This is a genomic window from Nonomuraea glycinis (assembly GCF_035920485.1).
Lineage (GTDB): Bacteria > Actinomycetota > Actinomycetes > Streptosporangiales > Streptosporangiaceae > Nonomuraea > Nonomuraea glycinis.
Genome location: NZ_CP109166.1, coordinates 338,319 through 353,221, shown reverse-complemented (window position 1 = coordinate 353,221; position 14,903 = coordinate 338,319). Strand labels below are relative to the sequence as shown.

Sequence of the window (14,903 nt, the reverse complement as noted above, 5' to 3'; positions counted from 1 at the left end):
GCCGTGTCCGTGGAGAACACCTGGTCGGAATCGATCACTGGAGCACCTCGTCGAGATCCGCGCCGACCCGGCCGACCAGGTGGCCCGCCAGCAGGTCGTCGGTGGTGCCGGGGTAGTGGTGGACGGTGATGTCGCCGTCGATGTACGGCCGCCAGGTCTCCAGGACCGGGATCGGCCGACCGGCGTCGTCGGCATCGGCCGCGAAGAGATGCACCGGCGCACGCAGGGCCTTCGCTGGCGGCCGGTAGTCCCACTCGATCCGCGGGTTGTTCAGATGGAGGTCGACCAGCCGGCGGGCCTGCCCGGAGGTGAAGCCCTGTTCCCGGAGCGACGTGCCGGCGTCCAGCGCCAGGGTCACCGCGTCCGGGGTGAGGTCGACGCCTTCCTCGCTGATGCCGTGGTCCTCCAGCAGAGCCGCGAGCACCTCGGTGGCGGGCGGGCACGCGGTGAATTCCTGCCAGCCCAGCGGATGCGGTCCGACCAGAGCCAGCAGCCCGACCTCCTGGCCGTCCCGCTGCAACCGCCGAGCCATCTCGAAGGCCACCACGGCGCCGAAGCACCAGCCGAGCAGCTGGTACGGTCCCTCCGGCTGGATCCGGCGGATCTGCGCCACGTAGTCCTCGGCCATGGCCTCGATGCTGGGCGGCAGCGGGGCGGGCTCGTCGAGGCCACGCGCCTGGAGACCGTAGACCGGGCGGTCCGGCGACAACCGCCGGGCCAGGTCGAGGTAGCCCCAGCTGGCTCCGTTGGCCGGGTGGACGCAGAACAACGGCGTCGCGGAGCCGTGGGGACTGATGGGGATCAGGATCTCGGCCCGTCCGCCCCGGCCGGCTTTGATCTTCTCGGCGAGGGAGGCCGGCGTCGGGGAGGTGAAGAGGTCGGTCAATCTCATCTCGACCCGCAGCGCGTTGCGGACGCGGGCCGCGACGCGCGCCAGCAGGATCGAATTCCCGCCGAGGTCGAAGAAGTCGGCATCGGGGCCAGGGGTGGGGATGTCCAACGTCTCCGCGAACAGCTCGCACAGATAGCGGGCCAGCTCGGTGCCCGCCGCACCTCCGTCCGCCAGGGGCGCGCTCGGCTTCGGCAGCGCGGTGCGGTCGATCTTGCCCGCCGAGGTCAGCGGGAGGCGGTCCAGCAGGACCCATGCCGCGGGGATCATGTGGTCGGGCAGGAACCGCGCGAGGTGGGCCCGCAGGTCGGCCGGACTCGGATGCGCGTCAGCGGACGGGACGACATAGCCGACCATCAGGTGATCGGCGCCGGTGCCACCGGGTACGGTCACCACCGCTTCGCTGACGCCAGGATGGCGCAGGATGCCGGCCTCGATCTCACCCAGCTCGATCCGATGGCCGCGGATCTTCACCTGATGGTCCGCGCGCCCGAGGAACTGGACGGTGCCGTCAGGCTGGAACCGGGCCAGATCTCCCGTGCGGTAGACGCGGGTGCCGGGCGGGCCGTAGGGGTCGGCGACGAAGCGGCCGGCGCTGAGCCCGGGCTGGTTCAGGTAACCGCGCGCGACGCCCGTGCCGGCGATGTAGAGCTCGCCGACGACCCCGGGCGGCACCGGACGGAGGAAACGGTCCAGGACATAGATGCGGGTGTTCGCGATGGGCTTGCCGATCGGCACCGGCGAGTATTCGTCGAGGTCCTCGGTGATCGGGTGAACGGTGCAGCCGACGACGGTTTCGGTGGGTCCGTATTCGTTGATGATGCGGGCGTGGGGGGCGATCTGTCGCCAGGCGGTGGCGGTTTCGGCTCGTAGTTCGTCGGCTCCGACGACGTAGGTGCGGACGGAGGTGAGTGAGGTGTCTTTGGTGAGTACTTCGCGCAGCATGTCGAGGTGGCCGGGTGTGATTTTGAGCAGGCTGAAGTCGCCGGGTCGGCGTAGCAGGTCGGCGAGGTGTTCCAGGTGGGGGTCGGGTGGTAGCAGCGTGACGCTCTTGCCGGTGATCAGAGGGAGGAAGAAGTTGGGCACCGACAGGTCGACGGCTATCGAGCCGAGCATGGGGGCGCCGTGGTCGCCTTCGACGCCGTAGCCGTCGATCGCCCAGCACAGGTAGTTGAGCAGGGCGCGGTGGGTGATGAGGACGCCCTTGGGCCATCCGGTGGAGCCGGAGGTGTACATGGTGTAGACGAGGTTGTCGGGGCCGTGGACCGGCGGTGGATCGCCCTCGTCGTGGACGGTGGCTTCCGGCTCGTCCTCAAGGATGAGGAGGGTGCCGCGGTGGTCCGGAGGAAGACGGCCGGCCAGTTTCCGCTGGGTGAGCACGATCGAGGCGCCGGTGTCCCGGAGGACGTATGCCAGCCGATCCACCGGATGCCGGGGGTCGAGGGGCACGTAGGCGGCCCCGGCCTTGAGGATGCCGAGGAGGGCGGCGAACATGTCAGGGCTGTGCTCGGCGCACACCGCGACGAAGGACTCAACGCCGACGCCCATCGCGCGCAGGCGCCAGGCCAGCCGGTTGGCTCGCCTGTTCAGCGTGTCGTAGCTGATCTCGCTGCCGTCGGCGTCCACGAGGGCCACCGCGTCCGGGCGCCGGGCCACCTGCTCCTCGAACAGCCCGGACAGGGTCGCGTCCGGGATCTCCAGCTCCGTGGCGTTCCAGGTGCCGATGATTCGTTCGTGCTCGTCGCCGGTGAGGATGTCGAAGCGGCTGATCGGCTGATCGGGATCGGCTGCGGCGGTTTCCAGGATGCGCAGGTAGCGCTGGGCCAGAGCCTCGGCGGTGGATCGGTCGAAGACATCCTCGGCGTACTCCAGGCGGCCGAGGAGTCCCGTCGGGTTTCCCGCGGCGTCGCTCTTGGCGTACAGCATGAACGTCAGGTCGAACTTGGCCGCCCCGTGCGGGACCGGCTCGGGCCGCGTGCGCAGACCGGACAGCTGGAGACTCTGCTCGTCGTACTGATGAAGCTCGAACAGAACCTGGAACAGCGGGTTGCGGCTGAGTGACCGGGTGGGCCGCAGAGCGTCCAGCAAGCGCTCGAACGGGAGCTCCTGGTGCGCGAACGCGGCGAGGTCCGCGGCTCGGACGCGGTCCACCACGTCCGCGAACGTCGGATTGCCCGACAAGTCGGCGCGCAGGACGAGCGAGTTGATGAACAGCCCCACGAGGCCGTCGAGCGCCTCGTCGGACCGCCCGGCGACGGTGGTGCCGATCCCGATGTCGTCCTCTGATCCCAGCGCCGACAGCAGGACCGCCAACGCGGCGTGCGTGACCATGAAGAGGCTGGCCCGCGATCGCCGGGCCAGCCCGGTGAGGGCTTCGTGCAGGTCGGGGGAGAGGTCGAAGTCGACCATGCCGCCGCGGTGGCTCGCCACGGGCGGCCGGGGCCGATCGGTGGGCAGCGTGAGCTCCTCGGGCATCCCGGCCAGCGCCGACCGCCAGTGGTCGAGCTGCCGGCTGAGCGTGCTGTGGGGATCGCTCTCGTCGCCCAGTACCTCGCGTTGCCAGGCCACGTAGTCGTGGTAGCCCACCGTCGCTTCCGGCCAGTCAGGCGCCGTTCCGGCCAGACGAGCGGCATAGGCGGTGGACAGATCGTGCATCAGCGGCGCGATGGACAGGCCGTCGGCGGCGATGTGGTGCAGGAGCACCAGGAGAACGTGCTCGTCAGGGCGCAGGCGGAACAGCGTCGTCCGTACGGGCAGATCGCTGGTGAGGTCGAAGCCGGCTCGGGTCCGGTCGGCCAGCAGGGCGGGGAGCTCCTCCTCGGCGCAGTCGGTGACGTCGAGGACCGGCCGGGCCGCGACGCCCTCGCGGAGCACCGGACGGGGCAGGCCGTCGGGCGCGGGGAAAACGGTGCGCAGAGTGGAATGCCGGTCGACGACGTCGGCGATCGCCGCCCGCAGCGCTGCCCGGTCCAGGAACCCGTGCAGGCGGACGGCGATCGGGATGTTGCTGGCAGCGCTGGAGGTGCCCAGCTCGTTCATCAGCCACAGACGCGTCTGGGCTGGTGACATGGATGCGGCGGCTGTCTGCGTGGTGGGTGACACAGGGCTCAGTGTCGGAGGGCGGTGGGTCGTCTTCAATGAGGCCTGGGCAACGCGCACCTGAGCTGCCGCGACATCTGCCGACGGCAGTTCAGGTGACAGCGTGCTTCCACCCTCTGCCGATCCGGTGCAGGCTGACGGCCATGGGCAGTGGATCGGCGAACCCGGCCGGAAGGCACGGCTGGGAGACCTCCCGCGTCCGGCGGGAGGTCTCCGATGGGTGGCTCAAGCGGAGGCCGTGACGGAGCCGGGCGGCGCCGTCAAGGAGTGGCCCCCGGGGCGGCGCCGTCAGGGAGTGCCCCCAGGGCGGCGCCGATCGTGGTGGTGACCGCCGTGCGATGGTCGTGCAGGAAGAAGTGGCCGCCGTCGAACAGCCGCACATCGACCTCCGCGACGGAGTGCGACCGCCAGCCGTACAGCTGGGCCTGCGGAGTGACGGAATCGCTTCGCCCGCCGAACACCGAGATCGGGCAGTTCAGGGGGGCGCCGGGAACGAAGCGGTAACCCTCCGCCGCGTCGATGTCGGCGCGCAGTGCGGGCAGCACCATGTCGAGCAGATCAGGCGCGTCGAGGACCTCTTGCGGCATGCCTCCGTACCGGGTGACCTTGTCGAGGAACTCCTGGTCGGACAGATCCCCGAGGGGCGCCGTGCCGGCGTCCGCGTCGGGCGCGCGGTGCGCTGAGACGAACAGGCGGCGAGGGGCGGGCAGGTCTCGGGCGCGCATCTCACGGGCCAGTTCGAAGGCGACCAGCGCGCCGAAACTGTGGCCGAAGAGCGCGTACGGCCGATCGGTCGCCGTGTCGGCGGCCAGGTCGTCCGCGGCGGCGGTGACCATCTGGCCGATATCGGCCAGCGGCGGCTCGCCGATCCGTGATTCCCGTCCCGGCAGCCGGATCGCGCTCACCGCCAGAGTCGGCGGCAGGAGGGCGGGCCAGTGGCGGAAGACAGCCGCTCCACCACCGGCGTACGGCACGCACAACAGGTGCACGGCCGCCGGCGAAGGCTGGGACAGCGGCACGGCGAAGGCCGTGGGCGCCACCGGCCGTCCCCTCATGGCCGGTGGCCTCCCGCGGCTCCGCTCGGTCGTGCTCATGCCTGTGCCGGGCGGGCGTCCGCAGCGGCCGCCATGGCCCGCACGAGGCTCTTGGGCCGCATGTCGGTCCAGGTCTCGTCGATGTAGTCCAGGCACTCCCGGCGGCTGCTGTTCTCGATCACCGCCGACCAGCCGGCGGGGATCTCGGCGAAGGCCGGCCAGAGGGAGTACTGCTCTTCGGCGTTGATGAGCACGTGGTAGCGGCCGTCCTCGTCCTCGAACGGATTCGTCATCAGGTTCTCCTTAGGGGTGGTGGACGGTCAGGGGTTGCTGAGAAGGTGCTCCAGTTCGCCGAATTCCTCCGGTTCCAAGGTGATCAGCGACCGGGTGCGGCCGGCCAGCGCGGTCAGGGTCTCCGACAGGCCGGCGCCGATGGCGGACACCTCGGCCCAGCCCAGCAGTGCCTCCGGCCAGCGCAGTGAGACGTGCAGCTCCGCGCCGCCGGGACGGTTCAGGACGAAGGCGAGGACATCCAGGACGTACGATGCCGCCATCTCACCCTCAGGACCGCTGCCCGCGACGGGCTCCTCCCATGAGGCGGCCCACGGTTCCGCCCCGGGGAGGGGGAGGCGGCCGAGGTAGTTGAACCGCACCTGCGCGGCCGGCCGGGCGGCGAGGATCGGAGAGGTCTCGGGATTGAGGTAGCGGAGCAGCCCGTAACCGATCCCATCGTCCGGCAGGGCCCGCAGGCCGCTCATGACCAGGGAGACCACTTCGCCCGGGTCCGCTCCGGCCGCTCCCCCGAGAGGCTCGAGGTCGACGCGGAGCGGGAAGGACGCGGTGAACCAGCCGACCGTGCGCGACAGGTCCCCCGCGGCGATACGGTCGCTGCGGCCGTGCCCCTCGACCTCGATGGCCACCGTCGGCTCAGCCCCGGCACTGCCACGGCCGGCCACGGCCAGGGCGAGCGCGGCCAGCAGGACTTCGTGCAGCCCCGCGCCGTACGTCGCGGACGCGGCGGCCGTCAGATTCCGCGTCTCCTCTGCGGAGAGCCGGATCGTGAGCGAGCGCTGGCTCGCCACCGTGTCACGTGCCGGGTCCGCCGGGCCGGCGCCGATCGGCGGGCAGGGGAGGGACATGCGCTCCCAGAGCGCCAGCTCGGCGGCCCGCTCCGGCCGTACGGCCTCCTGGACCAGGCGGTCGGCCCAGGTCCGGAACGAGGTCGGGACCGGATCGAGGACGGGAGGCCCGTCCGCGGCGGCCTGCCAGGCCGCCTTCAGATCCTCCATGAGGACCCGCAGGGACACCGCGTCCACCACGAGGTGGTGCACCATCAGCAACAGCCGGCCGGGGCGCTCGGGACCGGCGTCGAACCAGACGATCTGCACCATCCGCCCGGCTTCCGGCGCGAGCCGGGCCTTGGCGGCCCGCGCCTGCGCCTCGACGCGCGCCGAGATGCCGCCCGCGCCCGGTTCCGTTCCTGCGCCCGGTTCCGTCCCCGTGCCCGGATCCGTCCCCGCGCCCGGTTCCGTCACCTCACAGCGCGTCAGGTACGACGCCGCACCGGCCGTCCCCGGCGCGTCGACCCACAGGTGGTCGAGCCTGCCGTCCGCGTCACGGACCGTGCGGGCGCGCAGGAGATCGTGGCGATCGAGTACGCCCTGGACCGCCTGTCGCAGCCGGTCCTCGCCGAGCTCGGCCGGGACGTGGAGCAGCACGGCCTGGTCGTAGCCGTCGGTGGGGCCGTGCTGCTCGTCGAGCCAGCGCATGGCCGGTGTGGGCGCCACCCGGCCGCTGCCGGAGTCGTGCTCGGCGGTGGCGGCCGCGTCGGCCGGGCCGGCCAGCGCGGCCAGTTCCGCGATGTCGCGGGCCTGGTAGACCTGCTGGGGGTCGAGCCGCAGGCCCGCCTTGCGGGCTCGGCTGACGAACTGGATGGAGGCGATGCTGTCGCCTCCGAGCCCGAAGAAGTTGTCGTCGACCCCCACCACGGAGACGCCGAGAACGTCGGCGACGAGCGCGCAGAGCACCTTCTCGGCCTCGGTGCCCGGAGCCTGGCGCGGGAGCACGCTCTGCTCCTGGAACGCGGGCAGGGCCTTGCGATCCACCTTGCCGTCCGGTGTCAGCGGCATCCGGTCCAGGACCATCCAGAAGCTCGGCACCATGTGGTCGGGAAGCTGGCTCGTCATGTGGCCGCGCAGGTTCTCCGTGGCCGGTCGGGTGCCGTCGGCGCCCACCACGTACGCGACCAGGTGTGTGCGGCCCGAGGGGTCCTGCCGGGCGACGACCACTGCCTCGCCGACGTCGCGGTGCAGCAGCAGCCGAGCCTCGACCTCACCGAGTTCGACCCGGTAGCCGCGGATCTTCACCTGGTGGTCGATCCGGCCGAGGAAGTCGAGGTCGCCTCCGGGCCGGAAGCGGGCCAGGTCGCCGGTACGGTACATCCGGCTTCCCGGTGCGCCGAAGGGATCGGCGACGAACCGCTCGGCCGTCAGCGCGAACCGCCGCAGGTAACCGCGCGCGACCCCGTGGCCGGCGACATAGAGCTCGCCGACGACGCCGGGCGGCACCGGCTGGAGCCGCTCGTCGAGGACGTACATGCGGGTGTTGGCGATCGGCCGCCCGATGGGGACCGGCATCGACGGGTCGAGGTCCGGCCCGATGGGATGCACCGAACAGCCGACGACGGTTTCGGTGGGTCCGTATTCGTTGATGATGCGGGCGTGGGGGGCGATCTGTCGCCAGGCGGTGGCGGTTTCGGCTCGTAGTTCGTCGGCTCCGACGACGTAGGTGCGGACGGAGGTGAGTGAGGTGTCTTTGGTGAGTACTTCGCGCAGCATGTCGAGGTGGCCGGGTGTGATTTTGAGCAGGCTGAAGTCGCCGGGTCGGCGTAGCAGGTCGGCGAGGTGTTCCAGGTGGGGGTCGGGTGGTAGCAGCGTGACGCTCTTGCCGGTGATCAGAGGGAGGAAGAAGTTGGGCACCGACAGGTCGACGGCTATCGAGCCGAGCATGGGGGCGCCGTGGTCGCCTTCGACGCCGTAGCCGTCGATCGCCCAGCGAAGGTAGTTGAGCAGGGCGTGGTGGGTGATGAGGACGCCCTTGGGCCATCCGGTGGAGCCGGAGGTGTACATGGCGTAGACGAGGTTGCCAGGGCCGTGGACAGGTGGAAGGTCGGTGTCGTGGTGGAGGGTGTCGCGCTGTCGGTCTTCGAGCGTGATGACGGTGCCGTGGTAGTCGGACGGGAGGCGGTCGGCCAGCGTTCGCTGGGTGAGCACGATGGTGGCGCCGGTGTCGCGGAGGATGTGGGCGAGCCGGTCCGTGGGGTGGTGGGGGTCGAGGGGGACATAGGCGCCGCCGGCTTTGAGGACGCCGAGCAGGGCGGTCAACAGGTCGGGGCTGTGCTCGGCGTACACCGCTACGAAGGTTTCGCAGGTGACGCCGATGGCGCGCAGGTGGTGGGCGAGCCGGTTGGCCCGCTTGTTCAGCGTGTCGTAGCTGATCTCGCTGCCGTCGGCGTCGATGAGCGCCACCGCGTCCGGGCGCCGGGCCACCTGCTCCTCGAACAGCCCGGACAGCGTCGCGTCGGGCATCGGCACGTCCGTGGCGTTCCACTCCCGCAGGATCTGGAGTCGCTCCCCCTCCGACAGGACGGCGAGTTCGCCGATGGGCCGCGACGGGTCGGCGGCGGCCTGTTCCAGCACGCGCCGGAACCATCCGGACAGGCGCTGCGCCGTGGCACGGTCGAACAGGTCGGTGGCGTATTCGAGACCGTATTCCAGCCCGGCCGGGCGCCCGTCCTGTGTGTACCTCTCGCGCAGCGTGAACGACAGATCGACTTTCGCGGCCGCGTAGGTCAGGGGGTACGGCGCGGCCTGGACGCCGGGCAGGGCGGGGGTGGGTTCGGCCCCGTGGTGGAGTTCGAGCATGACCTGGAACAGCGGGTTGTAGCTCGGTGAGCGTTGCGGGTTGAGCGCCTCCACCAGCCGTTCGAACGGCGTGTCCTGATGGGCGTAGGCGGCGAGGTCGGTGCTGCGGATGCGGCCCAGCAGGTCGCTGACGCTGGGGTTCCCGGACACGTCGGCGCGCAGGACGAGGGTGTTGAGGAACACACCGACCAGGTCGTCCAGCACGGGGTCCGGCCGTCCGCCGACCGAGGTGCCGATGGCGAGATCCCGGCCCGCGCCCACGCGGGACAGCACGATGGTCAGGGCCGCCTGCAGCACCATGAACAGGCTCACCCGGTGCGCCTTCGCGAGACTCACCAGATCGGCGTGCAGCGCGGCCGGCAGCCACGAGCCGACCACGTCGCCGCGGTGGCTGGCCACCGCCGGGCGCGGCCGCGCCACCGGGAGGTTCTGCTGTTCCGGGAGACCCTCCAGCGCCTGCCGCCAGAACGCGAGCCGTGCGGACAGCAGGCTGTCCGGGTCGTCGTCCTGGCCCAGCACCTCGCGCTGCCACAAGGCATAGTCGCCGTACTGCACCGGTAGCGGTGTCCACCGCGGCTCGTCCCCGGCGAGGCGAGCGGTATAGGCGGTCGCCAGGTCGCGCAGGAGCGGCTCGACCGACAGCCCGTCCACGGCGATGTGGTGGATCACGATCGAGAGCACCGACTCCGTCGGCGTGAGCGCGAACAGAGCCACCCGCAGCGGCGGCTCCGCGGTCAGGTCGAACTTCGCGCGCGTGTGCTCGGCCATCCGGTCGGCGAGCCGGGCCTCGGTGATCGAGACGATCGGCACCGGCGGCAGCCCGGCGGGGGCGTCGCGGACGACCTGCCGGGGAACGCCGTCCACCTCGGGGAACACGGTGCGCAGACTCTCGTGCCGGACGGCCACATCGCGGATCGCCGCGGTCAGGGCATCGGTGTCGAGGGATCCGCTGAGCCGGAAGGCGAGGGGGACGTTGTAGACGCCCTGCTCGTCCCCGACCCGGTTGAGGAACCACAGACCCTGCTGCGCGAACGACAGGGGAAGCGCCGCCGGGCGCTCGCCGGCGAGCACGGCGAGCGGTGGCGGGGCCCCGCCGGACAGGGCCGGAAGGAGTCCGGCCACGGTCGGCGTGTGGAAGACGTCGGCGACCGTGAGCTCGACACCGAACGTGCTGCGGATCCGGGCGGCCAGCTTCAGCGCGAGCAGCGAATGCCCGCCCCGGTCGAAGAAGTGGTCGTCGGGCTCGACCGTCGGCACGCCGAGGACCTCGGCGAACAGGCCGGTCAGGATCTCTTCCTGGGCGCTCGGCTGGGAAAGGCGAGGCCGGACGGGCACGCCGGGACGCTCGCCGCGCCCGTGGTTCGCGGGCGCGCCGTCGAAGGCGTCGGAGACGGTGACGGGCAGGTCCGGGGTCGCGTCCAGCCAGCTGACGGGCAGGCTCGGGGGTGCGCCCAGTTGGCTGATGGGCACATCGGGTGTGGAGATCGCGGCCCGGAGGAAACGGGTCACCTTGCCGCAGAGCTCCTCGGCCGTCGCACGGTCGAACAGGTCGGTACGGAACTCGACCGTGCCGTCCAGGCCGCCTTCCGGCAGTTCCCGGAGCGTGACGGTCAGGTCGAACTTCGCCGCGCCCGCCATGCCCAGCCGCTCCACGGTGACCTCGGAGCCCTCCAGGGCGAACACCGGGTCGGCGTTGTTCTGCAGCACCAGCATGACCTGGAACATCGGGTGCCGGCCCAGCGACCGCGGCGGGTTCACGACCTCGACCGTCCTGTCGAAAGGGACGTCCTGGTTGGCGAACGCGGCCAGGTCGATCGCCCGTACCCGGCGCAGCAGATCGCGGAGCGTCGGATCACCGGCGGTGCTGGTACGCAGCACCAGGGTGTTGACGAAGAACCCGACCAGGTCGTCCAGGGCTTCGTCGGCCCGGCCGGCCACCACCGTGCCCAGCGGGATGTCGGTGCCGGCGCCGAGGCCCGTGAGCCCGGCGGCCAGCGCCGCCTGGACCGTCATGAACAGTGTCGCCTGCTCGCCACGGGCCAGCCGGACCAGCGCCGCGTGCTGGTCCGCGGGCACGGCGAAGCGGACGACATCGGCCTGGACGCCGGGGACGGCCGGCCGGTCGGCCCGGGTCGGCAGCCTCAGCTCCACCGGCAGATCGGCCAGCGCATGCCGCCAGAACTCCGACTGCCGGACCAGCCGGGAACGGGGATCGTCCTCGCGGCCGAGGATCCGGTGCTGCCAGAGCACGTAGTCGGCGTACTGCACGGGCAGGGCGGGCGGCGCGGCCCGCCCGCGCAGCCGGGCCGCGTAGGCGGCCGACAGGTCGCGGGCCAGCGGCTCGGCCGACCAGCCGTCGCAGGCGATGTGGTGCACGATCAGCACGAGGACGGCCTCGTCCGGGTTCTCGACCAGCAGCCGTGCGACAAGGGGCAGGTCGGCCGACAGATCGAAACGGTGTGCCACCGCCTCGGCCAGCATCGGGCCGAGCTCGCCCGGATCGACGTCGATCACGTCCAGCGGGACATGAGCGCGCTCCGGCGCGTGGATGATCTGATACGGCTCGCCGTCCGCCTCGGAGAAGGTGGTGCGGAGCGGCTCGTGCCTGCGCAGCAGGTCGCCGAGAGCCGCCTGGAGGGCGGCCCGGTCGAGTTCCCCGCTTATCCGCAGCACGAACGGCACGTTGTACGTGGCGTTCGGGCCTTCCACACAGTGCAGGAACCAGAGCCGCCGCTGGGCGTAGGACAGGGGGAGGCGGGCCGGACGGGTCTCACGGCCCACCTCCGGTCGTGCGTCCGGCGCCTCGTCGAGCAGTACGGCGATCGCGGCGGGCGTGGTGACCTCGAACAACGTGCGGATCGACAGCTCGCGCTTGAACGCGGCGCGGATGCGGTTGACCAGCCTGGTGGCGAGCAGCGAGTGGCCACCGAGCTCGAAGAAGCCCTCATCGGGGCCGACCGCCGGCAGCCCGAGCACGTCGGCGAACAGTCCGCACAGGATCTCCTCCCGCAGGTCACGCGGTTCGCGGTGCCTGGCGGCCGGGGCATAGTGCGGAGCCGGAAGGCTCCTGCGGTCGAGTTTCCCGCTCCCCGTCAGCGGAAGCTCGTCCAGCACCACCACCGCGGCGGGCACCATGTAGTCGGGCACCGACCCGGCCATGGCGGCGCGGATCCGCGCCGGGTCCACGGCCATGCCGCGCTGGGCGACCACATAGGCGACGAGCCGTCGATCACCGGGGCGATCCTCCCGGACCACGGCGAGCGCGGCGGCGACGCCGTCCTGGACGGCCAGCGCCGCTTCGACCTCGGCCGGCTCGATGCGGAAGCCGCGCAGTTTCACCTGGGCGTCGGCTCGGCCGACGAAGTCCAGCCGCCCGTCCGGGCGAAACCGCACGAGATCGCCGGTCCTGTACATACGGGTGCCGTCCGCGGCGAAGGGGTCGGCCACGAACTTTTCGGCGGTCAGACCGGGGCGCCGGAGGTAGCCGCGGGCCAGGCCGGCACCGGCGATGTACAGCTCGCCGGTCACTCCCGGGAGGACCGGCCGCAACGCGGAGTCGAGGACGTGGACCCGCGTGTCGTCGAGCGGGCGGCCGATGGGGACGGTGGTGGACAGGTGATCCCGGTCGACCGGCCCGTTCGTGGCGAAGGTGGTGGTCTCGGTGGGGCCGTAGCCGTTGACGATCTCGACCTCCGGGCAGTGGTCGAAGACCCGGCGCACCGCGGCGGCCGACACGACGTCGCCGCCCGTCCAGACCTGACGCACCCCGAGAAAGCAGGTGGCCGCCTCTTCGGCCAGGACGGTGAACAGCCCGGAGGTGAGCCAGAGGTGGGTGATGCCGGCCCCGGCGATCAGGCGCCGGTATTCCAGCACGTCCAGGTGGCCAGGTGGGGCGACCACGAGCCGGCCGCCGTTCAGCAACGGCGCCCAGACCTCGTAGGTCGAGGCGTCGAACTCCTGGGGAGAGTGGACCAGGACCCGGGACCGCTCCTGCGCCCCGAAACACCGGTCGGTCGCCAGATCGACGATGTTGCGGTGGGTGACGACCACGCCTTTGGCGCGGCCGGTGGATCCGGAGGTGTGCATGACGTACGCAGCGCCGTCCGGGTGGGCGCAGGCCCTTCCCGGTGCCGGCGCGGTCGCGGCAGAGACATCAGAGAGATTGGAGATATCGGAGGCATCGGCCAGGAAGGCGACGACGTCGGGAGCGTCCACGATGACCCGCCCGACGCCCGCCGGCAGGGTCGCCGCCAGGGCCCCTACGGTGACGACGAGCTCGGGTGCCACGTCGTCGAGCAGGAACGCCAGCCGCTCGGCCGGGTGCCCCGGGTCGAGCGGCGCGTAGGCGGCTCCCGTCTTGAGCACCGCCAGCATGGTCTCGACCAGGGCCGGCGAGCGCGGCATCATCAGCCCGATCACCCGCTCGGGCCCGGCTCCGTGCCGGGCGAGCAGCGCGGCCAGCCGGTCGGTCCGGGCGTCCAGCTCCGCGTACGTCACAGAACCGCCGTCCGCGGTCACCGCCACGGCGTCGGGGGTCAGCCGTGCCTGTGCCCGGAAGCGCTCGTGGACGAGGCCGGGCACCCGATCGGTCACGGTCTCGTTGTACGTGCGCAGGACGAGGTCCAGCTCCTGCTCGGACAGGACCTCAAGGCTGCCCACGGTCAGCTCGGGCGTCTCGGCGAGGGCGGTCAGGACCCGGGTGAGACGGTCGGCCATGGCCGAGGCCGCGGCGCGGTCGATCAGGTCGGCCCGGCACAGCAGCGAGAGCACGACGCGCGGGCCCGGGCACACGTCCAGAGCCAGGGGATAGTGCGTGCTCTCCCGTACGCGTGGGCCGGTGGCCGTGAAGTCGGCGGTGGACAGGTCCCCCGTACCGCCGGGCTGATTCTCGAAGGACAGGACGGTGTCGAACAGGGGCCCGGTGATGTCGGTGAGCCGCTGGATGGGGGACAGGCCGAGGTGGCCGTACCGCGCGGCCTGCGTCCAGTCGTCGCTCAGCGCGCGCAGCATGTCCCGCAGGGAGAGGTCCGAGGGGAGGCGCACCCGGACCGGAACCGTGTTGATCAGCAGGCCGATCATGCTGTCCGCGTGCGCGAGGTCGGCGGGGCGACAAGAGACGGGGGTGCCGAACACCACGTCGTCGCTGCCCAGCGACCGCCCGAGAACGAGCGCCCACGCGCCTTGGAAGACGGTGTTCAGCGTCACGCCCACGTCGCGCGCGCGGTCGACGAGCGCCTGACTGAGGCTCTCGGAGAGATCCCAGCGCAGTTCCTCGGCCTCGTCCGGTGCGGCGTTTCCGCCCGGCGCGCCCAGGACGCCGGCGACCAGAGTCCCCTGCTCCAGGCCGTCCAGGGCATGCCGCCACGCCGCTTCGGCCGGCTGCGGATCGGCCCGGTCCAGCCAGGCCAGATAGTCGCGGTACGGGGCGATCGGCTCGGCCGCGTCGGTCGAGCCGTAGCCCGTGAAGATCTCACCCAACAGCAGTCTGCCGGACCACGCGTCCAGGATGGCGTGGTGCGCGGTCAGGACGAACCGGTGGTGCCGCTCCCCGAGCCGGATCAGCGCGAAGCGGAGCAGCGGCGGCTTCTCGACGGCGAACCCATGAGACCAGTCATCGTCCAGAAACCGCGCCAGGCGGGCGTCCCGGTCCACGCCGGCCAGGTCGGACAGGTCGAGGTCCTGCCAGTCAAGGGAGAAGCTACGCGGAACCACCTGTACGGGTTCGCCCGTGCCGCGGTGCCGGAACCCGGCGCGCAGGTTCGGGTGCCGGCTGAGCACGGCGGCGGTGGCCGACCGCAGGGCCGTCGGGTCCACGTCCCCGTGGAGGTCCGTCGACAGCTGCGCGACGTACAGGCGCGTGGCTCGGCGTTCGTACAGCGAGTGGAACAGGAGTCCCTCCTGCAGCGGTGACAGCGGGAGGACGTCCTCGATCGCTGAACGTCGCGCGTTGCCCATGAC

At 71.7% G+C, this 14,903-nt stretch carries 4 protein-coding genes; all 4 read right to left on the bottom strand.

The annotated features are described in order from the left end of the window. Positions 1 to 34: 34 nt before the first annotated feature. The gene (locus OHA68_RS01610; protein ID WP_327106019.1) at positions 35 to 3,958 is read right to left on the bottom strand and encodes a non-ribosomal peptide synthetase; all 3,924 of its coding nucleotides are present in this window, start codon (positions 3,956 to 3,958) and stop codon (positions 35 to 37) included. Between the two features lie 290 nt (positions 3,959 to 4,248). Continuing rightward, complete coding sequence (locus tag OHA68_RS01605) at positions 4,249 to 5,043, bottom strand: thioesterase II family protein (RefSeq protein ID WP_327106018.1); 795 nt, start codon at positions 5,041 to 5,043, stop codon at positions 4,249 to 4,251. 35 nt (positions 5,044 to 5,078) lie between these two features. After that, positions 5,079 to 5,315 carry an MbtH family protein gene (locus tag OHA68_RS01600; RefSeq protein WP_327106017.1) on the bottom strand — a complete coding sequence of 79 codons (237 nt, stop codon included), beginning with the start codon at positions 5,313 to 5,315 and terminating at the stop codon, positions 5,079 to 5,081. 27 nt (positions 5,316 to 5,342) lie between these two features. After that, entirely contained in the window at positions 5,343 to 14,900 is a 9,558-nt protein-coding gene (locus OHA68_RS01595; protein ID WP_327106016.1) for a non-ribosomal peptide synthetase, read from the bottom strand. Positions 14,901 to 14,903 lie beyond the last annotated feature (3 nt).

Coding starts and splice junctions, on each gene's coding strand:
- OHA68_RS01595 (WP_327106016.1), bottom strand. CDS start 14,900: ATGGGCAACGCGCGACGTTCAGCGATCGAGGACGTCCTCCCGCTGTCA.
- OHA68_RS01605 (WP_327106018.1), bottom strand. CDS start 5,043: ATGAGGGGACGGCCGGTGGCGCCCACGGCCTTCGCCGTGCCGCTGTCC.
- OHA68_RS01610 (WP_327106019.1), bottom strand. CDS start 3,958: ATGTCACCAGCCCAGACGCGTCTGTGGCTGATGAACGAGCTGGGCACC.
- OHA68_RS01600 (WP_327106017.1), bottom strand. CDS start 5,315: ATGACGAATCCGTTCGAGGACGAGGACGGCCGCTACCACGTGCTCATC.